General features: G+C 60.6%; 17 protein-coding genes and 1 pseudogene. 9 read left to right on the top strand and 9 right to left on the bottom strand.

Annotation, left to right across the window (positions count from 1 at the left end; translation table 11 throughout):
• Positions 1–161: 161 nt before the first annotated feature.
• Positions 162–3542, bottom strand: coding sequence for a DEAD/DEAH box helicase (locus tag HJB89_RS00005; RefSeq protein WP_207582364.1), 3381 nt, complete (start codon positions 3540–3542; stop codon positions 162–164).
• Positions 3543–3676: 134 nt separating this feature from the next.
• Positions 3677–4009: pseudogene (locus tag HJB89_RS33030) on the bottom strand (cellulose biosynthesis protein); the annotation flags it as partial.
• A 363-nt stretch (positions 4010–4372) separates the two neighbouring features.
• On the opposite strand from HJB89_RS33030, the gene HJB89_RS00015 reads away from it, so the two are divergent.
• Positions 4373–5155 carry a response regulator transcription factor gene (locus HJB89_RS00015; RefSeq protein ID WP_221116440.1) on the top strand — a complete coding sequence of 261 codons (783 nt, stop codon included), beginning with the start codon at positions 4373–4375 and terminating at the stop codon, positions 5153–5155.
• A 48-nt stretch (positions 5156–5203) separates the two neighbouring features.
• On the opposite strand, the gene HJB89_RS00020 is transcribed toward HJB89_RS00015, so the two are convergent.
• Positions 5204–5524 (bottom strand): hypothetical protein, encoded by a 321-nt coding sequence (locus tag HJB89_RS00020; protein WP_207582367.1) that lies wholly within the window; start codon positions 5522–5524, stop codon positions 5204–5206.
• 387 nt (positions 5525–5911) lie between these two features.
• On the opposite strand from HJB89_RS00020, the gene HJB89_RS00025 reads away from it, so the two are divergent.
• Genes HJB89_RS00025 through HJB89_RS00045 form a run of 5 tightly spaced genes read left to right on the top strand, consistent with a single transcriptional unit; the run spans position 5912 to position 11313 of the window.
• The gene (locus HJB89_RS00025) at positions 5912–6934 is read left to right on the top strand and encodes a UDP-glucuronic acid decarboxylase family protein (protein WP_207582368.1); all 1023 of its coding nucleotides are present in this window, start codon (positions 5912–5914) and stop codon (positions 6932–6934) included.
• Between the two features lies 1 nt (position 6935).
• Positions 6936–7919: a UDP-glucose 4-epimerase GalE gene (gene galE / locus HJB89_RS00030; protein ID WP_221116441.1), complete on the top strand. Its 984-nt coding sequence runs from the start codon at positions 6936–6938 to the stop codon at positions 7917–7919.
• Positions 7916–9784 (top strand): glycosyltransferase family 2 protein, encoded by a 1869-nt coding sequence (locus tag HJB89_RS00035; RefSeq protein ID WP_221148616.1) that lies wholly within the window; start codon positions 7916–7918, stop codon positions 9782–9784. Before galE ends, HJB89_RS00035 begins: the two co-directional genes overlap by 4 nt.
• Positions 9785–9819: 35 nt before the next feature.
• Positions 9820–10341: a DUF995 domain-containing protein gene (locus HJB89_RS00040; protein ID WP_207582371.1), complete on the top strand. Its 522-nt coding sequence runs from the start codon at positions 9820–9822 to the stop codon at positions 10339–10341.
• A 3-nt stretch (positions 10342–10344) separates the two neighbouring features.
• Positions 10345–11313: a glycoside hydrolase family 26 protein gene (locus HJB89_RS00045; protein WP_221133200.1), complete on the top strand. Its 969-nt coding sequence runs from the start codon at positions 10345–10347 to the stop codon at positions 11311–11313.
• A 64-nt stretch (positions 11314–11377) separates the two neighbouring features.
• On the opposite strand, the gene HJB89_RS00050 is transcribed toward HJB89_RS00045, so the two are convergent.
• Complete coding sequence (locus tag HJB89_RS00050) at positions 11378–12664, bottom strand: ABC transporter substrate-binding protein (protein WP_221148618.1); 1287 nt, start codon at positions 12662–12664, stop codon at positions 11378–11380.
• 145 nt (positions 12665–12809) lie between these two features.
• Here HJB89_RS00050 and HJB89_RS00055 point away from each other — a divergent pair, with 145 nt between their 5' ends.
• From HJB89_RS00055 to HJB89_RS00065, 3 genes are read left to right on the top strand one after another with little or no spacing between them, the layout of a single operon-like run.
• Complete coding sequence (locus HJB89_RS00055; RefSeq protein WP_221116446.1) at positions 12810–13868, top strand: LacI family DNA-binding transcriptional regulator; 1059 nt, start codon at positions 12810–12812, stop codon at positions 13866–13868.
• Between the two features lie 9 nt (positions 13869–13877).
• Positions 13878–15734 carry a DUF2264 domain-containing protein gene (locus HJB89_RS00060; RefSeq protein WP_207582375.1) on the top strand — a complete coding sequence of 619 codons (1857 nt, stop codon included), beginning with the start codon at positions 13878–13880 and terminating at the stop codon, positions 15732–15734.
• Positions 15731–16741, top strand: coding sequence for a hydroxyacid dehydrogenase (locus HJB89_RS00065; RefSeq protein ID WP_207582376.1), 1011 nt, complete (start codon positions 15731–15733; stop codon positions 16739–16741). Before HJB89_RS00060 ends, HJB89_RS00065 begins: the two co-directional genes overlap by 4 nt.
• Positions 16742–16771: 30 nt before the next feature.
• Here the strand turns inward: HJB89_RS00065 and HJB89_RS00070 are convergent, their stop codons facing one another.
• The 5 genes from HJB89_RS00070 to HJB89_RS00090 all read right to left on the bottom strand — a co-directional run bounded on the left by HJB89_RS00070 (position 16772) and on the right by HJB89_RS00090 (position 22072).
• Positions 16772–18049: a Gfo/Idh/MocA family protein gene (locus HJB89_RS00070; RefSeq protein ID WP_221148621.1), complete on the bottom strand. Its 1278-nt coding sequence runs from the start codon at positions 18047–18049 to the stop codon at positions 16772–16774.
• Positions 18050–18089: 40 nt separating this feature from the next.
• Complete coding sequence (locus HJB89_RS00075; protein ID WP_221148623.1) at positions 18090–18920, bottom strand: sugar phosphate isomerase/epimerase; 831 nt, start codon at positions 18918–18920, stop codon at positions 18090–18092.
• 29 nt (positions 18921–18949) lie between these two features.
• Positions 18950–20113, bottom strand: a complete 1164-nt coding sequence (locus tag HJB89_RS00080; protein WP_221116450.1) for a dihydrodipicolinate synthase family protein — start codon at positions 20111–20113, stop codon at positions 18950–18952.
• 2 nt (positions 20114–20115) lie between these two features.
• The gene (locus tag HJB89_RS00085) at positions 20116–21264 is read right to left on the bottom strand and encodes a Gfo/Idh/MocA family protein (RefSeq protein WP_207582380.1); all 1149 of its coding nucleotides are present in this window, start codon (positions 21262–21264) and stop codon (positions 20116–20118) included.
• A 130-nt stretch (positions 21265–21394) separates the two neighbouring features.
• Entirely contained in the window at positions 21395–22072 is a 678-nt protein-coding gene (locus HJB89_RS00090) for a TetR/AcrR family transcriptional regulator (RefSeq protein WP_221148624.1), read from the bottom strand.
• Positions 22073–22181: the final 109 nt, after the last annotated feature.

Below are 22181 nucleotides of genomic sequence, written 5' to 3' on the forward strand. Positions count from 1 at the left end.
CCGGTAGCTCGTCAGGCTCATAACCTGAAGGCCGCAGGTTCAAATCCTGCCCCCGCAACCAATCCTTCCATGATCAAACACACAATACCCAAAAACCCGCCTCATGGCGGGCTTTTGCGTTTACGGGGCGACGGTGAAATCAGCACACGACAGCAAGATTGTCAGTCCAAACCATTCCGAGCCAGGAATTCCCCTGCTTGAATTGTCTCCAAGGCATCCGCCGTCTCCCTGAAGTACGGCAAGGTTTGCCAGAGAGTGCGGTCGCCGACGATATAGAAGCGGCGCTTCGCGCGTGTCAGCGCCACGTTCAACAGGTTCGGCTTGGATGCGGCCCAGGCTGCGGCTCCGCTATGATCGGCATCGGCGCCGAGAACCATGAAAACGATGTCTTCCTCCTTGCCCTGGAAGGTATGCACCGTGCCTATCCTTTCCCGCAGCCACCTGGACAGTCTCGATGGAGGGGACCGCATATTTCCGTTCCGGTCCATCCATGCTGCATGGGCCAGAGCCTGCCTCAGGCTGTTCTTGACCTCCTTGAACGGCGAGATGATATAGAGATCCGGCAATGCGCCATTCCGGCGATATGTGGCAGTGAGGACGTTGACGATGAAGTCCGTCTGTTCTGCAACGGTCTGTTTGCCCGCGACCCTACCCCTGACGTCGATCCAGGCGCTGTCGCCATAAAACGGCGGTGCGTCGCCAGCAGGGCGGCGCTTCTCCAGCCCGAATACCATCTTGTTCTGATAGGCGATCCGGTTGGCAAGGCCGAACATCGGATCGATGCAGCGCCGGTGCACCCGGAGAGGACAGCCGATCCAGAGTCCATCCGCTTCCTCGCCGGGGACTGTCGTTCCGTAGCGGTTTGCGGCATCGGCCAGCATCTGCACCGACGCCCGGTTCGGTGAATATTGTCCTGTCGCCGTGTGGGCTGAGAGAGACGAAGCGGCGGTGATCAGCGCGCTCGGAAGTGTAAAGACCGGCTCGATCTGCTGGGGATCGCCGATCGCCATGACACGGCGCCCCCGCAGCAGGGCTCCGACCGCCGCTTGCGGCACCGCCTGACCCGCTTCATCGATAAAGACCCAGCCGATCGAACCAGCTTCGAGCCCGCGGAATTGCCGGGCGAAGGAGGCAAATGTTGTCGAGACGATAGGAACGATCATGAAAAGGCTTTGCCAGATCGACACAATGTGCTCCCCATCGACGGGGCTATTGTTGGAAAGCAGTTTGCTGATGGCGACAATGTTTCCACCAAAACCCCCGCCCTTCCTGCCAACCTCCGCCAGCCATGCTTCATGCAGCGTCAATGCTGCTTCCAACAATGCCGAGCGCAGACCTGCCAGTTCGTCCTGATGCCACAGGCCGTCGATCTGGAACTGGTCGGTCTCGAGATCGGCGAGACGGTCGGGTGCGGCAGGATGATTGAAAATTTCCCCCAGACGGTCGAATTCACTTCTTTTCCTGGACCAGATTTTCCGCCGAGACCGCAGTGCCTGTTCGGCCCGTTCATGCTTGAGCAACGCCTGTTCCAGCTGAGGTTCATGGATTTTCGCAAGATGGTCCTCGCATTCTGCCAGTGCCTTGCGCAATTCCAGCTGCCGACGCGCATTGGCGCCGACGTCTTGCCGATGCTGCCGGGTAGAGTTGCTCGGCAGCGCTCGCTCCCACCACGCAGGCGCGCTGCGGTCGAGCAGCTGTTCTTCCTCCTTCAGACCCGACAATCCTTCGCGGAGACGCAGCATTTCGGCCGCCGCCGTGTCGCAACGGCCCTGCACGCCCCGGAGTTCGGCGGCGGCTTCCCCGACCCCTTTAAGCGTCTCGCTGCAGAACGTATCCTCTGACACCCCGGCGATGTCGTCATAGAGATCGGCATAGCGTGCATATTGACCGATCTTGTCAAGAACCAGGGCATCGGCGTCATCAAAGGCCGTTGATGCTTCGGCGAAACTCGGCCCCTCGTAACTCTTAAGCCATTCCCAGATGGTCTGCGGCCTGGCCGCGCCGGACCAGCCGGGATTCGGCCTTTCGGTGATTTCCATGAAGGCGAAACGTTCCTTGAAGGCGCGACGGTTCCTGGAGTTGCCGAGCGCGCAGGCGATCAGCCCCCACGGACGGTCGCCGTCGGAAAGCTTGACGGCGGCACCATTGTCCTTCTGACAAGCGACCTTGTGCGCGACCGTCTGCAGATAGTGGAAGGAAGACGCCCTGGCGATCGAGCTTCGCTTGGGAAGGTCGCGCGAAATATTATCCACGGCGGCATTGTTGGAGGAGGCGACGACCATTTCGAAACCGGTAAGGGCCGGGATCAGTGCCGATATCGTGGCGGTGCTCCGGTCTGCGAAGATGGCGCGGCGCGCTGGTCCGTCGAAGGCATCGCGCGCCGTCTTCAAGGAGGAGAGCACGCGGGCGCGCCGAACGATATTATCCGCGAACAGATCGCGAAGCAGCGTCGTCTTTCCCGTCCCCGGCGGGCCGTTGACCGAAAACAGTCCGGTTTTCGAAAGCTCGCCGATGGCCGAATTGATCGCGAACTGCTGCATGAGGCTCATCGCGTGATAAGGTTCGCTGAGCCAGCGTCCGCGGTTGATATTTCCCGGATGCAAGGCCCGAACGATCGCCTGGCGTCCGTCCGCCGTATAGAGGTCGATCCGCTTCTCCTGCGCAAGCGGGGTGAGATATCGCCTGAGCGGCTCGGGAATATCGCCGTGTTTGACGCGCATCATCGCCCGCTCGATATCCTCGATGAAGAAGCTGTTCAGGATACCGATCTCTTCTTCAACGCTTGCACTGTCATCCTCCTCATCCTCGGCATCGGGCGCATGGCTCTCCTGCTGAGGCGGCAGCGACAGGACTTCAGGCCTTTCCGCCTTGTCTTTGTAGCGTATCTCAACGGCGGCGATGGGCATCTCCCGAGGCGAGGCAAAGCCGGCCCAATCGCAGAGCAATTCATGCAGCGTCAGAATCTCGCCGGCGTCGATCGGTTGATCGTCTGTGTCCCCGAAGGATGGCGATCTCAAATGCCGCTGCGCCCGAAAATTTTGAAGCAGTTCCGATAGCTGCCGCTTGCAGTCGGCAAATGCCTCGTAGCTGAGCGAGGAGAGGCCGGATTTCTGCACGCGACCCAGAGCCCAAGGAAGCGTGGAGACCGAAAATGTCTCGAAGATCGGCTGTCCCAAGGGCGTGAGCTGCAGGCTGGCAAAGCAGGTATCGCCATCGAGATCGCCGCGCTCGGCATCCTCATATTCGGCGATATCGGCTGCAACGCTATCGAAGCGCCTGCGGATGTCGGTGACTTCGGATTTGCTGAAGACGCCGAGGAACAGCGTAAAACCCGTGATCTGCTTCCCCTCGGGGATCGCGGGACGGCGGAGTGATGCACCGTCATCTTCAAGCGTCCTTGCATGCAGCCAGAAGACACTTCGGCCCTCACCTGTGACGACACGACTGGATAGATCATAGGGAATGAAGAACTCGATCTTGTGCCAGAAATCGAGAATGGCCAGAAGCCGTTCTCTTTCGGCGCCATCTGCATTGGTCTGCATGAGTTCCTACTGAGGAGTTGCAAAATAGGCTTGCACCTCTTTTAGCAACGATCGCAGCTCAAAATCAAAGACCATGGCGACTGCGCATTCAGGAAGCGCCCAAACGCATTTTTGCGCAACCGGCGAAAATCCCGTCAATGCAGACGCGGCCGGCGTCGCTTGCTGAGCTGCCGTCCCCGATTCCAGCGGAGGACAGTCTCCTGCGCGACGTCGGTCTTATGAGGAGCTGGCTCGACGCTCGTGCGGATCCGTTCGAGGGCTGCACTTGCCTTGGCCGCATAGTCGAGTGCGGCCGGATCGTCCGAATGCACATCCTGGATCGCAGCGAAGACTGCCTCCGCTTCGCCCAATCGCTTGTTGGCCGCAAGGGCAATGCCCCGTTTGTAATGCGCCTGGATGAGATGTGGCCCGATCTCTCCGACCTGGCGGAAAGTTTCGGCGGCCAGGTCATCTTGATGCAGGGCAAGCGCTCGCCGCTGGGCTGAGAGCAACCATTCGATGGCTGCCCGCCTCGTACACGACACTCCATGCAGGACGAAAATATAACAATCTGTACTGAAATATTACATCAAGCTCTGATCTATATTGGGAGCAGATATAACCTCGAAGTACCCATCACAGTAAAAATACAACCAAAGCTTAGTATATTATCGTTTTTTGCCCGCTAAAACTAATCACTTTGGGCCATTTCCTTCCCTCTCAATCCGTATTAACATAATTAAGAAATGTCTAAAAAATAAAGCGGTGACATCAAGGGCCGGCATTTCATACTATTTAATACCCGCCATCGCTCCAAGTTTGAGTAAAGTGTAACGCTACGGGAGGCGTATATGTTCATGACAGGCTCAGGGATGGAGAATACTGACCAGGGACGGAAGTTGGATTCATCTGGAAATACTATACTGGTGGTTGCCAAGGCGGATCTGTTTTCGGAATGCATGGTAGAAGCTCTGGCAAAGAAATTTCCGAACTGTGAAGTGGCAAGCATAACGAGCACAAAGCCGATGCTGGAAAAGGATACCAGCGATATAAAGCTCGTTTTATTCTATCATATACCGGCGCCGGAGCTTCATGAAGCACTGCAGGCTGCCCGCGAAAACCATCCGGAGACCTCCGTCGGACTCGTCGTCGAGGCGATCGATATGCTCGAACCCTATGTCAGCCGGCTGGTGGAGGCAAGGATCATCGATGGCGTCCTGCCGCTCAACCTGCGTCTCGATGTCTTCATGGCCGCAGTGGATCTACTGATGAAGGGCGGCGAACATTTTCCCTCAGCACTTCTCAATCGCCTCACCAACAAGAACGCCCAACTGGAGCCCTCCCTCTATCAGACAAAGTCGGTCGATGCGGCACGCAGCAATGCGCTGAAGCTGAGACGCGACAGCATCTCCAGTTTGACCACCCGGGAGGTTCAGATACTGGATCTCATCTGCAAGGGCACGCAAAACAAGATCATCGCCGACAAGCTGCATCTATCAGAAAACACCGTGAAGGTTCACGTCCGCAATATCTACAAAAAGATGAACGTGCGAAACCGCACGGAAGCTGCGTCCCGCTTCTTCAATGAGCATCCCGCCGGCGATGACGACATGTCCGGCCGGTGGCGCAACTGATCGAAACGCGTATCGCGATGTTGGGCGACATGCTTTAACGCTGTCGCTTCAGATCGAGGGGCGCGCGAAGCAGTGCGACTTCTGTCCGAAGCCGCTTGGCGAGCAGATATAAGGCGCTGAGCCGTGATAGGCGACGTGAACCGTTGCCGCAGCAGGGCGCTCGGGCCGATCTGCCGGATAGGTATAGTCTTTCGAGACACGCGGCGCCTCGACCACGACGACACTTTTTTTCGCGACGACGGCTATGTCGTCGTCAGCGACCGCACAGGCACTCGGTCCGATCGCCATAAGCGTCGTTCCCCAGGCGAACATCGCAAAACGAAATAGACGCCAGCCTTTCGGCTGCGCTGCATCTTGTTTTTTCAACATAGCAAAACCCCTCGCACATGGCGCTTCCGGATGCAAGACCGGTCGCGCAATCCGGCGCGGCCAACCTTACTCCTTTCTTCTACATCTGCTGTATTGAGTGAGGCTTAAGCGACCTCAGGCTACCCGTGGCGCGTGAGAAGCAGGAATAAAATGATTAATCATTTATTATTCTGAAGAATAGTTGCGTAGTTATTTTGGATAATCAGAATTTTTGAAGTTGACGTCAGCTGTAATCGTCTTATTGTTTAAATAGTAATTCAGTCATCCGAAGAATAACTAAAAAGTTATTCGTATTGAGATAGTCGATACAATGAATATCCAGCCGGATGAGGAGACATGCAGTGCATAACTAAATCAAAAGACTAAATACATGGGAAGGAGTTTGTAATGCGTAGTTTCGTTCCCAGCGAAGGAAATTCTGAGGTAACTCGTATACCGGTGCTCAGGCAACTGGGCACCGCTCTTGTCAATGGTGGGGCCGGCTTCCTCGGTTCACATCTCTGCGAAAGGCTGCTGCAGCGTGGCCACCGCGTCATCTGCCTCGATAATTTTTCGACCGGCCGCCGAGTGAATGTCGATCACCTCGCCGCGAACGCCCGTTTTCACATGGTCGAGCACGACGTTCGCCAGCCTTTCGATATCGAAGCGTCGCTCATCTTCAACTTTGCCTCGCCCGCCTCCCCGCCCGATTATCAGCGGGATCCTGTGGGAACATTGCTCACCAATGTGCTCGGCGCCGTCAACACCTTGGATTGCGCCCGCAAGACCGGTGCTGTCGTCGTTCAGTCGTCGACATCGGAAGTCTATGGCGACCCGAGCCAGAGCCCGCAGCAGGAATCCTATTGCGGCAATGTCAACCCGATCGGACCGCGCGCCTGTTACGACGAAGGCAAACGCAGCGCCGAAACCCTGTTCTTCGACTATCACAGGACCTACGGCGTCGACATCAAGGTCGGCCGCATCTTCAACACCTATGGGCCGCGCATGCGTCTGGATGACGGCCGGGTGGTCTCCAATTTCATCGTGCAGGCCCTGCGCAATGCAGACCTGACGATCTACGGCGATGGTCAGCAGACCCGCTCTTTCTGCTATGTCGACGATCTCGTCGAGGGATTCCTGCGTTTCTCGGCCGCCGGCAACGCCTGCCACGGTCCAATCAACCTCGGCAACCCCGCTGAGATCACCGTTCGCCGCCTGGCGGAAATCATCCGCGACCTGACAAATTCCCGTTCCCGGATCGTTCACCTGCCTGCGGTCACCGACGACCCCCGTCAGCGCCGGCCGGATATTTCCCGAGCCTTGGCCGATCTTGGCTGGCAACCCCGCATCGGCCTCGAAGCCGGCCTGGCGCGCACCGTCGATTATTTCGACGGGCTGCTCGCCGAAACCGAGAAGGCGGAGGTCGTATGAGATGCCCCGCTACATTCTGGTTACCGGCGGCGCCGGTTTCATAGGCAGTCATATCTGCAAAGCGTTGTCGCGCGCCGGCATGATCCCGGTTACCTACGACAATCTCTCGACGGGACATGCCGACAGCGTCCGCTGGGGGCCGCTTATTCGGGCCGAGCTAGCCGACGCCGCCACGCTGCGCCGGACCCTTGCCGAGTTTTCGCCTGATTGCGTCATTCATTGCGGTGCCAATGCCTACGTCGGCGAATCCGTCGAGATGCCCAGGAAGTATTACCGAAACAACGTCGTCGGCAGTCTGACGCTGCTCGAGGCCTGCCTCGACCAGGATATCAACCGGATCGTCTTTTCGAGCAGCTGCGCCACCTATGGCGTTCCCGCCTCGTTGCCGATACGCGAGGAAAGCCCGCAGCTGCCGGTCAACCCCTATGGTCGCACAAAACTGATCTTCGAGATGGCGCTCGAGGATTTTGCCGCCGCCTATGGCATCCGCTTCGCCGCCCTGCGTTATTTCAACGCGGCCGGCGCCGATCCGGAGGGTGAGCTTGCCGAGCGCCACCAGCCGGAAACCCACCTAATCCCCCGCGCCCTTCTCGCTGCCGCCGGCAGGCTGGAGAGGCTGGATATCTTCGGCACCGACTATGCGACCGAGGACGGAACCTGCGTGCGCGACTATATTCACGTCAGCGATCTCGCGCAGGCGCATCTTGCCGCCGTCAATCATCTGATGGCCGACGGCGGCTCGCTCAGCGTCAATCTCGGCTCCGGTCGCGGCACCTCGGTGCTCGAGATCCTCGAAGCCATCTATCGCGCGACCGGCCGTGAAGTCCCCGTCCGCTATCGCCCCCGCCGGGCCGGCGATCCGCCGATCCTCTTTGCCAACACGGCGAGAGCGAAGGCGGAACTCGGCTTCGCTCCCACCCTCTCGGATATCGATACGATCATCCGTACCGCCGGCCCGACCTTTGGACTGGAGATGACAGCGTGAGCAACGTTTCGCAAATCGGCCACGGCGTCAGTACGGCTAAAGCCGCCACCGCGGATGCATTCGAGCCTGTTTTTACCGGCTGGAACCGCGTCGCCTATGGTTTCGGCATCCTTTGCTGGCTGGCCGCACTTGGGTTTTTCTGGATCTGGTGGTGCCAGTCCGCCCATATCATTTCCTGGACCGCCTTTGTGCTCATTACCCTCGTACTGGGCTGGATCACGCTCGTGCCGGCCTATTTCATCCTGATCTTTCTCGATGCGAGGACGATCAGCCCCCGCGCTCCGCTGCCGGAAGGGCGAGTGGCGATGGTCGTCACCAAGGCGCCGTCCGAGCCTTTTGCCGTCGTTCGCGCCACGCTTCAGGCAATGCTCGACCAGACCGGCGTCGAGTTCGATGTCTGGCTGGCCGACGAGGATCCTTCCGAGGAGACCAGGCGCTGGTGCGCGCAGCACGGCGTGCTGATCTCCACCCGAAAGGGGGTGGCGGAATATCATCGCGCAAGCTGGCCGCGCCGGACGCGATGCAAGGAAGGCAACCTTGCCTATTTCTACGACCATTTCGGCTATGAGCGTTATGATTTCGTCGCCCAGTTCGACGCCGATCATGTGCCGACGCCGACCTATCTCCGTGAAATCCTGCGCCCCTTCACCGACCCTGAAATCGGTTATGTCTCCGCGCCGAGCATCTGCGATGCGAATGTCGGTACGAGTTGGGCCGCGCGCGGCAGGCTCTATGCCGAGGCCAGCCTGCACGGTTCGCTGCAGACAGGTTACAACAATGGCTGGGCGCCGCTCTGCATCGGTTCCCACTATGCCGTTCGCACCGCCGCACTTCGCCAGATCGGCGGCCTCGGCCCGGAACTCGCCGAAGACCATTCGACGACGCTGATGATGAATGCCGGCGGCTGGCGCGGCGTCCATGCCGTCGATGCGATCGCCCATGGCGACGGCCCGGCGAATTTTGCCGATCTCGTCGTCCAGGAATTTCAGTGGTCGCGCAGCCTCGTCACCATTCTGCTGCAACATTCCAGCCGCTATGTCGTCCATCTGCCATGGCGACTGAAATTTCAGTTCGTGTTCTCGCAGCTGTGGTACCCGCTGTTTTCCGCCTTCATGGCCGTAATGTTCCTGCTGCCGGTTGCCGCCTTGCTGACGGGCCACGTCTTCGTCGACGTCACCTACCCGGATTTCCTGCTGCATTTCCTACCCATATCGGTGGTACTGACGCTGTTTTCCGTATTCTGGCGGGCGACGGGAACCTTCAGGCCGCATGATGCGAAACTTTTCGGCTGGGAGGGGCTGGCCTTCATCTTCCTGCGCTGGCCGTGGTCGCTCGCCGGCAGCCTTGCGGCCGTTCGCGATCATATCTCCGGCTCCTTCGTCGACTTCCGCATCACCCCGAAGGGAAAACAGCAGCAGCATTCTTTGCCGCTGCGCGTCGTCGCCCCTTATATCGCGCTCGCCGGGCTTTGCGCCGTCGCCATGGCGCTTGCCAGCGAGGTCGCTGCCGCTCAGGGCTTTTACATTTTCGCCGCGATGAACCTCTCGATCTATCTGTTGCTAGCGATACTGATCGTCGTTCGCCATGCGATTGAGAGCAGTCTGCCGCTGCTGCCGCAATCGCACGGGCTACGGCTTGCGACTGCCATGGGGCTTGCGATCTGGGTTACCGGCGGCATGCAGCTGGGCAGCCATGGCCTCAGCAGCCTCGAAGCTCTTTCCCATGGCCAGCCATTCATCAGTTTCACCGAATCACAATTTGCCGTCGCCGGTGCCGGCCTCGGCGGCGGCAAGACCAGGATCACCAAATTTCGTCTCAAATGGAATGGGTTCGGCAACATGGGACGGGACGAACAGGGTGTGTAGCCGGCAGTCCGGCAAGTGTCGAACAGGAGGATGTAATGTGTATCGGATCGAAACTTTATGGAGCAGCCCTTGCTCTCAGCCTGTGTCTGCCGGTGGCGGCACATTGCGCCGAGGCAGCTGGCAAGAAGGCGCCGACGCCGCTCAGCGCCTATGAGCTCTACCGCATCTACGGCGACAAGACCTGGATCTGGAACACCGGCGGCGGTCGTTTCGTCGATGACGGCCGGCGGTTCGTCGCCTGGACCAATGACAAGGGCAAACAGTCCTTCGCCGAAGGCACGTGGGTGGTCGACGATCTCGGCCAGCTCTGCATGCGCGCCACCTGGACGAATGCAGAAGGTGCGGCCCGCGCCAGCACCTGTTTCGGCCATCGCAAAATCGGCAACACGATCTATCAGCGGCGCCAGCCGGACGGCAATTGGTATGTCTTCCGTCATGCGTCGGTGCGCGGCGATGACGAGTTTGGCAAGCTCGTTCCCATGGATTCGGTCAGTGCGAAAGCGCGTGACCTGAAGCAGGTCCTGCTGAGCCAGGAAGTAGCCCGAAAAGGAGGGTGAGCCATGAAGAAGCTACTGAAAAAAAACCTCTCGACTGCAGCGATAGCGGTGCTGCTGCTGTGTGTCGCCGATATGCCGGGCCGAAGCGAGATGCAATATGCGGGCATTGCCCCGAACCCGGCTGCAGGCGTCCAGACGATCATCGACAAACGCCCCGTTCTTCATGCCGACGGCATCAAGTTCGGCGCCTATGATCCAAATGGTGATTTTGGCGCACAATCGAATGTCGCGACCGAAGCCCTGTTCCTGCCTTGGGAGGACGTCGATCTGGAGACGCTACGCGTTGCCGATGCCTACGCGCAGGCCAGAGGCCGCAATCTGCTGATATCGGTTGAGCCGTGGTCCTGGGATGTCGACTGGCGGCTGACCTCCGGCCAGCTTCGTCAAAAGGTCCTGCGCGGCGATTACGATGTCAACATGCGTGCGATCGCGCAGATGATATCCCAGCTGAAAAGTCCGGTGATCATTCGCTGGGGCCAGGAGATGGAGGACAAGTCCGGGCGGTTTTCGTGGTCCGGATGGAACCCGCGGGACTATATCACGGCCTACAAGCGCATGATGGATATCGTCCGCCAAGAGGCGCCGGGCACTAAGCTGATGTGGTCGCCGAAGGGCGAGCCAGGCTTGCAGGACTACTATCCCGGTGATGATTATGTCGATCTCGTCGGGCTCTCGGTCTTTGGCCTGGAACGCTACGACGAGCTTGCCTACACCAAGCATCGGACGTTTTCGGAAGCGCTGAAGCAGGGTTACGATCTCGTCGCCGGCTACGGAAAGCCGATCTGGGTGGCGGAGCTCGGCTATCAAGGCGGCGACGCCTATGTCAGGCCCTGGATCGAAACCGCGACGCTGAAGCAGAGCGCCTTTCCGAACCTTCAGGAAGTCGTCTATTTCAACGACCGGGATGTGCATGCCTGGCCGTTCGATCTCGGCCGGCCGGACTGGCGCGTCGTCGAAGGCCTGGCCAACTGACCGCCCGGAAAGGAGAGAGGCCCGCCGGGGTTTGCGGGCCTCTCCTCTCATGTCGGGCGATCGATCATCCTTTGATCGTCGCCTTACCCTCTTCGATGAGCCGGCTTGCCGCATCGGCGGGCAAAATCCGTTCGAAGGCGAGTTCGTCACAGATCGGGCGCAGCACGCGCTGGTCGAACTGGGTTGCGCCCATCGGCACCGGCGGCGGATATTCGCCGACCTGATCCTTGAGAAGATTGACGTATTTGACTGTTTCCTGCTCCGTCGGGTTGAGCTGCGGTAGAATGGCTTCGCGCACGGACGGGGACATCGGCACGCCGCGCTCGACGCCGAGAATCTTGCCGGCCTCGATATCGTTGACGAAGAAGTTGATGAATTTCGCGGCTGCCTCGCCGTTCTTTGTCGTGGCGCCGAGGCTCCAGATAAGCGCGGGACGGTAGTAGTGGCCCGACGGCCCACCCTTCTTTTCCCGCGGCAGCATGGTGATGCCGAGCTTGTTCTTGATGATCAGCTGATAGCCGACCATTTGATTGGAATAGGCCATGCCGATCACCGATTTGCCGATACCGAGGCAATTGGTGTCGATGGTGTTCTGATCGAGCGTCTGGACGTCGGCAGCAACGGTGCCCCCCGCTTTGCGAAGCTTCTCCCAGTAGTCGAACCATTCGGTGGCATCGTCGGCTGTGAAGCCGAGCCCGACGCTTTCCTTCGCAAAGAGGCTCTTGCCGCGCTGGCGCAGCCAGGCGTCGAACACATAGGCATAGCGTGCGGCATAGGGGCCGCCGCTCTTGCCGGAGGACTTGGCGAGTTCTACGGCGAGCTTGGCATACTCGTCCCAGGTGAGGTCGGGTGTCGGCAACGGGATGCCCGCCTTTTCGAATTCGACCGTGTCGAAGAACATCGAGAAGGAGTTGAGGCCGAGGCCGACACCATAGAGTTTGCCGTCGATGGTGGTCAGTTTCAGCATGTCGGCGCCGAAGGACTGGACGTTCAGGGTCGAAGGCAGGAATTCGTCAAGCGGCATGCACGCGCCGCGCTTGGAATAGTCGGAGATCGTTCCCGGCTCGAGCTGGAAGACGTCGGCGATCGAGCGGCCGGCCATCTGCGTTGCGAGTTTGGTCCAGTAGCCGTCGCCCGAAAGCGATTCACCGACGATCGTGACGCCGGGCGTCTTCGCTTGGTAGAGCTTGGCGACTTCGAGCGTGCGCTTGGCGCGGTCGTTCGACCCCCACCACATGGCGCGCAGCGACGCGTCCTCGGCAAAAGCCGGAATTGCGCTTCCCGCGCCGAAGGCGAGGCCGGCGGCTGCTCCGGCTGAACCCATCAGAAATGAACGGCGGTTGACCTGCATGATATCCTCCTCCTTGTCGCAACATGCCCGCTACCATCCTCCAACGGCGTTGGCGTGCATTTTGCAATAGAGTACGCAAAAAAATAATTATTGCAATAAATAACGTTTATCTTGCAAATTTGCATAATTTGCATAAGGTTTGCCCATGAATGAACAAAAAACCAACGACCAAGAAACCAACGACCAAAAAATCAGACGGCCGCGTCAGGCCGATATCGCTACATTGGCCGGCGTCTCCGTCTCCACGGTGTCGCGTGTGCTCGCCAACGAACCCGGCATCAGCGAAACCGTGCGCCGCCAGATCTTGAAGGTGGCGGCCGAGCACGGCTATCCGGTGAAATCTGCGACCGAAGCCGTTGCCGGCGGGCTGGCGCTCATTGCCAGCGACGGCGTCACCGGCGGTCTCAGCGTCTTTTATGAAGCGATCGTCGAGGGCCTGCGCGCCGGAGCCGCCGAAGCCGGCATGCCCTTCGAGATCCGGATGGTTCGCGAGGATCGCATCACGCCGGACGCCGTGCGCGACTATATGCAGGCAGCAGATGCCGAGGGTCTCTTTCTGGTCGGCATCGACCCGAACGAGATGCTGCGTGACTGGCTGCAGGGCACCATGACGCCGGCCGTGCTCGTCAACGGCACCGATCCCAGAATGCAGTTTGATGGCGTTTCGCCGGCTAATTTTTTCGGCGCCTATGAAGCGACCAGCCGAATGATCAAGGCCGGCCATCGCCGCATCCTGCATCTGAGCGGCTCGCACCGCTATACTATCCGGGAGCGTATCCGCGGTTTTGAGGCTGCGGTGGCCGCCGTCCCCGACGCCGAGGGTCGTTTCGTGCCTCTGGTGCTGGAGGGCAGCGCCAGCCGCGAGGCGCATGAACGCACTGCCGCGGTCCTTGCCGAAAATGCCGGTTTCACCGCCGCCTTCTGCATGAATGATTTCATCGCCGTCGGCGTGCTCGAGGCCGTCACCGAAGCCGGTATGCGTGTGCCGGAGGATTTCGCGATCGTCGGCTTCGATGATCTGCCCTGCGCGCTGATGACCAATCCGCGGCTTTCCACCATGCGCGTCGACCGCGCCGCCCTCGGGCGCGAGGCCGTCTTCCTGATGCTGTCCCGTTTCCGCAACAGGACGGCGGCGGCGCGCCACATCTGCCAGGCGGTCGTTGCCGTTGCGGGAGGGACCGTTCCGAATGCCGAAAAACCGTGAGTGATGCTGATGACCTATGATCCCGCCAGCGCCAACCCGCTTGCAGGCAATCCGCTCGAAACCCGCGCCGATATGAGCCGGGCTCTGCTTGATCTCTTCGATCCGCTTCTTGTCTGTTTTTCAAAAGGCAATGCCCGCGTCAGGCTGAGCGGCGGCGCCGCCCATTTCGACCGGGCGGCAGCCGATCTCGAAGGCTTCGCCCGCCCGCTCTGGGGATTGGCGCCGCTTGGCGCCGGCAACGGCGACTTCGCCCACTGGCATCGTTTTGCCGAAGGTCTCGCAAACGGCACCGATCCCGCCCATCCGGAATATTGGGGAACGGTCAATGGCCGCGATCAGCGGATGGTCGAGCTTGCCGCTCTCGGTTTTGCCCTGGCGCTGGTGCCGGAAAAGATCTGGGAGCCGCTCGATCAGCGCGCCCGCGGCAATGTCGTCGCCTATCTCAAGCATGCCAGGCAGTTCGACTATGCCGACAATAACTGGAAATTCTTCCGGATCCTTGTCGATATTGCGCTCGATCGTCTCGGCGCCGATTTCGATCGCAGCCTGACCCGGCAATATCTGCAGGAGCTCGAAGGCTTCTATATCGGCGATGGCTGGTATCGCGACGGCAACGTGCGCCGCATCGACCACTACATTCCGTTCGCCATGCATTTCTATGGTCTGATCTATTCCAAGCTCGTCGACGACGATTATGCAAAACGCTACCGGGAGCGCGCCATCCTCTTTGCCCGGGACTTCCGCCACTGGTTTGCCGCCGACGGCGCGACGATCCCATTCGGCCGCAGCCTGACCTATCGCTTTGCCTGTGCCGGCTTCTGGTCGGCGCTCGCCTTTGCCGATGTCGAGGCTTTGCCCTGGGGCGAGGTCAAGCATCTCTGCCTGCAGCATCTACGCTGGTGGAAAGATAAGCCGATTGCCGATCGCGACGGCGTGCTGTCGATTGGTTTTGGCTATCCGAACCTGCTGATGTCGGAAAGCTACAATTCCGCGGGCTCGCCCTATTGGGCGCTCAAGGCCTTCCTGCCGCTCGCCATCGCCGAGGATCATCCGTTCTGGACCGCTGAGGAAAAGGCGCCGGAGCAGGCACCCTCTATCGTCCCCCAGCGTCATCCCGGCATGGTGATGATGCGGGCAGGCGGCGATGTCGTGGCACTGTCTGCGGGCCAGGAAAATCTGCAGATGCGTTTCGGCACGGAAAAATACGCGAAGTTCGCTTATTCCACCCGCTACGGCTTCAGTGTCGAGTCCGATGAGCGTGGCTTCGCGCTTGCCGCCTTTGATTCGATGCTGGCCTTCAGCGATGACGGCCTGCATTACCGCGTGCGCGAAACGAATGAGCAAGCAAAGCTTGCAGGCGAGGTGCTCTATGCGAAATGGTCGCCTTTCCCCGCTGTCGCTGTCGAAACCTGGCTGCTGCCTCAAGCCCCCTGGCATATCCGCCTCCACCGGATCAGGTCTGACCGGCCGTTACGCATCGCCGAAGGCGGCTTTGCCATCGGCCGCCGGGATTTCGAGCTGGACAGGCTCTCGGCGTCCGATGGGGCTGCCTACGCGATCGGCGAAGCCGATTTCACCGGCATTGTAGATCTCGGTTCTTCGGTCAGGCGCGCCGGCCTTGCCCAGAAGGCGCAACCCAACACCAATGTGATCGTTGCGAAAACCATCGTGCCGCAGCTGCGCGGCCAGATCCCGGCCGGTGAAACCATCCTGGTGACGGCAGTGCTGGCGCTCGACGATCCCGCCGCCGTCTCCTCTGCCTGGACGAAGCCGCCGAAAGCGCCCGATATTGCGATGCTGGAGGCCCTGGTGCGGGAAAAAGGCGTGACCGTCAGCGCCATCGAAGCGCCGGGACAGATGCCATGAGCCGCCCGGCCATTGTTCTTGCGATGGAGCCCTCGCGCACGGAACACGTCCTGCCGGAGGGTTTGCTGCAACGGCTCGACACCGTCGGTCACCTGCTGGATTCCAAGCCGCTGCAGCATTTCAACGACGAGCGGGCCAGACGCCTGCTGGCCGAAGCCGAAATCCTGATCACCGGCTGGGGCGCGCCCTATGTCGGGCCTGACATTCCCGCCGCAGCAACGCACCTTCGCCTCATCGTTCATGCGGCGGGCACGGTAAAGGGCGTCATCGACGACAGCATCTTCGAAGCCGGCATAGTGGTCAGCCATTCGGCCGAGGCCAATGCCGTGCCGGTCGCCGAATTCACGCTGGCGGCGATCATCTTCGCCGGCAAGCGGGCCTTCCGTTTCCGTGATCTCTATGTCGCCGACCGCAACCGCGACCGGACCTATCCGATGCAGCGCGAAGCGATCGGAAACTATGGCCGCATCGTCGGCATCGTCGGCGCCTCGCGCATCGGCCGGCGGGTAATCGAGCTCTTGAAACCCTTCGGCTACAGGCTGCTGCTGTTCGACCCCATGCTCGATGCTGCCGAGGCCGCCGGACTCGGCGCGGAGAAGGTCGATCTCGACGAATTGATGCGCCGCGCCGATATCGTTTCCCTGCACGCGCCGTCGCTGCCCTCGACCCGGCATATGATCGATGCGCGAAGATTGTCGCTGATGAAGGAGGGCGCAACGCTGATCAACACCGCGCGCGGCATCCTCGTCGATGAGGTGGCGCTGCTTTCGCAGCTGAAGACCGGCCGCATCGATGCGGTCATCGACGTCACCGATCCGGAGATCCCGGACCCCGGCTCGGTATTCTACGATCTGCCGAATGTCTTTCTGACGCCACATATTGCCGGCGCCATCGGGCTGGAACGGGCGCGCCTCGGCGAGATGGCGGTGGACGAGGTCGAGCGCTTCATGATCGGCCGGCCGCTGCTTTACCAGATCCACCAGGCGAATCTCGAAAACATCGCCTGAGGCGCGTCGAGCGACCCAGGCGACGAGATATCAGCGTGATGTCCGCAGCGAATTGGGCGAACCGTCATCGGCGAGCTCGGGCATCAGATCGGTAATTTTGACCACTTTGCCGGTGCGCGAGCTTGTCAACGCCGCAATGCCGCAGAGCACGGACATGGCGCCGGCCCGCGTGCCGGCGCGCTGGGCGAGCCTGTCTTCTATGTCGGGCTTGAAGATCATATTGCGCATCCGGTCGTCGCCGCCGTAATGGCCGCCGGTGAAATGCGGAACGACGATGCGCTCGACCGCCTCCTTGCCGTTCGGGAAATTGCGGATCAGCAGGATCGTGTCTTCCTTCGGCTCTTCCCAGGGCTGGGCCTCATATTGGCGAAGCTCGATGCGCCCCTTGGTGCCGTTGAAGGCGAGGTGATGGCCTTCGATCGGTTGAAAGGTGTTCAGCGAATAGGAGACATGGACGTTGTTGCGATAGCGCAGGCTGACCACCATCGTGTCGGGAATGTCGATATCCTCGCGGAAGACGCAGCCGTCGCGGAAATAGCCGTCAATCTTCGAGGGATCCTCGTAGAGCTGATCGAGGAACGGATCGGCCTCGAGATCTAGATAATAGTCGCATTCATGCGCGTGCGGACAGAGCTTGCAGCGCGGGCCGCGGAATGGGCCCTTGCGGCCGTAGTTTTGCAGGTCGGCAAAGGAGGTGACGGCTTCGGGGTCGCTGTCGAGATACCAGTTCAACAGATCGAAATGATGCGTCGCCTTGTGGACGAACAGGCTGCCGGAATTTTCGGTATAGGCATGCCAGCGGCGGAAGTAGTCGGCGCCGTGTTTGGTGTTGAGATACCAATGGAAGTCGACGGAGGTCACCCGGCCGATCTCGCCGGCATTCAACAGTTCCTTAATGCGCGCCGCCGTCGGCGCGTAGCGGTAGTTGAAGGAGACGTCGACGCGCCGGCCGGTCCGTTTCTCGGCATCGATGATCCGCCTGATCTTGTCGACCGCTGTTGTCATCGGCTTTTCGGTGATGACGTCGATACCGGCTTCGAGCGCCCGCACGACGATGTCGTCGTGGGTGTGATCAGGCGTGCAGACGATGATCAGATCCGGCTTCTGTTCGGCCAGCATCGCGTCGATATCGTCGTAAATCGGCGCGTTGCTGCCGATCATATTGCGGGCACGTTCGCCACGCAGCGAATTCTTCTCGACGATCGCGATGAGATCGACATGTTCGCGCCAGCCGGCAAGCAGGTCCTTGCCCCACATCGTGGTGCCGCGGTTTCCGGTGCCGATCAGGGCAAAACGGCGTTTCTCCATCGAATGAACCTCCTGCATGCGTGATGAAACGAATTGAAAATCAGATCTGGCAGCAACTGCGGAAGCGCTCGACGCAGGTGGCGATCACCTCGTCGGCCGGGCGTTTCCACCAGGTCTCGGCCGAAAAAATCTCCACCTCCTGCGCGCCGAAGAAACCGGCAGCCTCGACCATCCGTCGTATGCCCTTGAGGTCGATGACGCCATCGCCCATCATGCCGCGGTCAAGCAGCATGTCCTTGGTCGGCACCAGCCAGTCGCAGATGTGATGGGCAAAGATGCGTTTCATGCGCCCGGCGCGGGCAATCTGGTTGGCAAGATCGGGATCCCACCAGACATGGTAGACATCGATCGCAACGCCGACATCCTCACCGAGCTGATCGCACATGTCGAGCGCCTGGCCGAGCGTGTTCACGCAGGCCCGGTCGGCGGCATACATCGGGTGCAGTGGCTCGATGGCGAGCTTGACGCCGGCAGCCTGCGCATGCGGCAGCACGGCGGCAATGCCGTCAAACACCATCTGGCGGGCGGCGACAATATCCTTCGAGCTGCCGGGCAATCCACCGACAACGAGCACCAGGCAATCGGCTGCGAAGGCCGCGGCCTCGTCGATGGCGCGCCTGTTGTCGTCGAGGTTCTTCTGCCAGTCGGCATCGTTTGCCGCCGGAAAGAAGCCGCCGCGGCAAAGTCCGGTCAGCTTGATGCCGTTCGATTTGACGATCCGCACCGCTTCGTCGAGACCGGCCTTGGCGACCTGGTCGCGCCACGGCGCGATCGAGGTGATGCCGTGTTTCAGGCAGATATCGACGGCTTCGGCGAAACCGCATTGTTCGCGGATCGTCGCCAGATTGATCGAAAGTCCTTCGGCTTGCATGTCATTCCCTCCCATTGCCGTGCCGGCGCTTAGTGAACGCCATGGACGGCAAGCACCTGCTTCATGCGCGCCGTTGCGAGTTCCGGATCGGCGAGAACCCGCGCCTTGTCGGCCAGGCGGAAGAGTTCGGCCAGATGCGTCAGCGAACGGGTGCTCTGCTGGCCGCCGACCATGACGAAATGGTCCTGTAGGCCGTTGAGATAGGCGAGGAAGACGACGCCGGTCTTGTAGAAGCGCGTCGGCGCCTTGAAGATGTGGCGCGACAGCGGCACGGTCGGCTCGAGCAGATCGAAGAATTCGTGGTTACTCTTGCGGCCGAGCGCGTCGAGCGCAGCGGACGCTGCCGGCGCGATCGCATCGAAAATCCCGAGCAGCGCATCGGAATGACCCTCTTCGTCGCCGGCGATCAGTTCGGCATAGTTGAAGTCGTCGCCGGTATACATGCGCACGGCTTTAGGCAGTTGGCGGCGCATCGCCACTTCTTTCTCCTTGGAAAGCAGCGAGATCTTGATGCCGTCGACCTTGTCGGCATGTGCCTCGATCACCTCGAGGCAGGTGGACATCGCCTTGAGGTGGTCGCCGTTGCCCCAATAACCCTCGAGCGCCGGATCGAACATCTCGCCCAGCCAATGGATGATGACCGGTTCCTTGACCTGGCGGAGGATGCGGTCGTAGACGCGGATATAGTCATCCGGCCCTTTGGCGGCAGCCGCAAGCGCCCGGCTCGCCATAAGGATGATACGGCCGCCGGCTGCCTCCACCGTTTCGATCTGCTCCTCATAGGCCTTGAGGATCGTGTCGACGGTCACGTCGGGTCCCGGCGTTAGATGGTCGGTGCCGGCACCGCAGGCAATCAGCGCATCCTTGCGACCGGCCGCTTCGCCAAGCGCCCGGCGGATGAGGTCGCGCGCTTCCGACCAGCCGAGGCCCATGCCGCGCTGCGCCGTATCCATGGCTTCGGCGACGCCGAGGCCGAGATCCCAGAGCCGGTGGCGAAAGGCGAGCGTTCGGTCCCAGTCGATCGCCGGCGTCAGCCACGGGTCGTTGTCGGCGAGCGGATCGGCGACGACATGGGCGGCGGCAAAGGCGATGCGCGGGAAGGCCTTGGCGTCGCGCTTCTTCAGTTCGATCGGCGTGCCGGTCAGTGTGTAGGGGACGATCTTGCCGTCGAGGGGGAGATTGATCGTCGTCACAGTCAGAACTCCAATGCGGGAACGTCGAGCCAGCGGCGCTCTGCCCAGGATTTCAGGCCGAGTTCGGCAAGCTGCACGCCCTTGGCGCCGGCTTCCAAGCCATAGGGCCACGGCGCATCTTCGACGACATGGCGGATGAACATCTCCCACTGCGCCTTGAAGCCGTTGTCGAAAGCCTGCGTGTCCGGGACCTCGTCCCAGGTCTTGTAAAAGTCGATCGTCTGCGGCTGGTCGGGGTTCCAGACCGGCTTCGGCGTGTTGACGCGGTGCTGGCTCCAGCATTTCGTCAGGCCGGCGACAGCCGAACCATGCGTGCCGTCGACCTGGAAGGTGACGAGGTCGTCGCGGCGAACGCGAACGGCCCAGGAGGAGTTGATCTGCGCGATGGCGCCGCCCTCGAGCTCGAAGGTCGCATAGGCCGCATCATCGGTGTCGCAATCATAAGGCTTGCCCTGCTCATCGATGCGCTGGCCGATATGGGTGGCGCCGAGGCAGGAGACAGCCTTTACCTCGCCGAACAAATTGTCGAGCACGTAGCGCCAGTGGCAGAGCATGTCGAGGATGATGCCGCCGCCATCACCCTTGCGATAATTCCAGGACGGACGCTGGGCGGGCACGCCCCAATCGCCTTCGAAGACCCAGTAGCCGAATTCGCCGCGCACCGAGAGGATCTTGCCGAAAAAGCCGGAATCCTTCAGCAGCGCCAGCTTGCGCAGGCCCGGCAGGAACAGCTTGTCCTGCACGACGCCGTGCTTGAGCCCGGAGCCGCGCGCCTTGCGGGCAAGGTCGAGTGCCACTTGCAGATCGTCGGAGATCGGCTTTTCGCAATAGACATGCTTGCCGGCATCGATCGCCCTGGACAGCAGCTCGGCGCGCATCAGCGTCGTGCCGGCGTCGAAGAAGATCGTGTCGTCGGGATTGGCGAGAGCGGCATCGAGGTCGGTCGACCAGCGCCCGATGTTATGCTTCTTCGCCAGCTCTTCCATCTTGGCGCCGTTGCGGCCGACGATGATCGGGTCGATCTCGAGTTTCTCGCCCGATTTCAGCGTGATGCCGCCCTGGTCGCGGAAGGCGAGGATCGAACGCACCAGGTGCTGATTGTACCCCATGCGGCCGGTAACGCCGTGCAAGATGATCCCCAAGCGTGCCATTTTTCCTCCCTTGCAATTTTTTGCGGCGGGAGCGGGCATCCGGCCCGACCCTCCCAAGTCAGTAACTAAACAGTTACTTGATGGCAGAAGAGCAGCGAGGCTGTCAATAGTCAAATCCTGTTTTCGGGATTCAGCGCTTGATCGAGGCGAGCGTCACGTGGACGATATGCCTTTCCCAGGCATGGAGATGGGTCGGCTCGATCAGGTCCCGGCCGAAGATCGTCGAAAGCGTGTACTGGTTGGACAGGTAAAAATAGCCGAGCGAGGCGATCGTCAGATAGACGTGCAGGGGATCGGCGGTCTCGACGAAGACGCCCTGCTTCTTTCCCCGCTCGAGTACATCCGAAAGCTCGCCGATCAGATGCGAGTGCAGTTCTTTTAGCCGAACGGACTGGCGCAGCCAGCGGGCGCGATGCAGATTTTCCGTGCCGAGCAGGCTCAGGAATTCCGGGTGCTGGAGAAAATAACGCCAGGTGAAGAGCGCGAGTTCGCCGATGCCTTCTTCCGGGCTACGGTCGCCGATATGAAGCGCGCGCTCGGCCGTGCGGATGCCGCCATAGGCTTCTTCGAGCACTCTGAGGTAGAGCTGCTCCTTGTCGCCGAAATAATGGTAGAGCATGCGCTTGTTGGTGCCGGCGCGTTCGGCGATGGCATCGACGCGGGCCCCGCCCATGCCGTTTTCGGCGAACTCGCGGGTTGCCGCTTCCAGGATCGCGGCGCGTGTCCGCTCCGGATCGCGTTGCGCCGTGCGTTCCTGAGATGGGCGCCGGGATTTTTTCTTTTCTCCGTTTTCCGCGTTGTCGTTCATCGTTTCCCCTCCGTCTCGGATGTTGCGCTCATAAGCCTTCGGTGCGAAATTGTAAAAACCGAATTTAGAAGGGCGGCCAGCAACAACCGACACCCCGCTTGACACGCTT

Origin of the sequence: Rhizobium sp. NZLR8, assembly GCF_019685025.1 — a bacterium.
Lineage (GTDB): Bacteria > Pseudomonadota > Alphaproteobacteria > Rhizobiales > Rhizobiaceae > Rhizobium.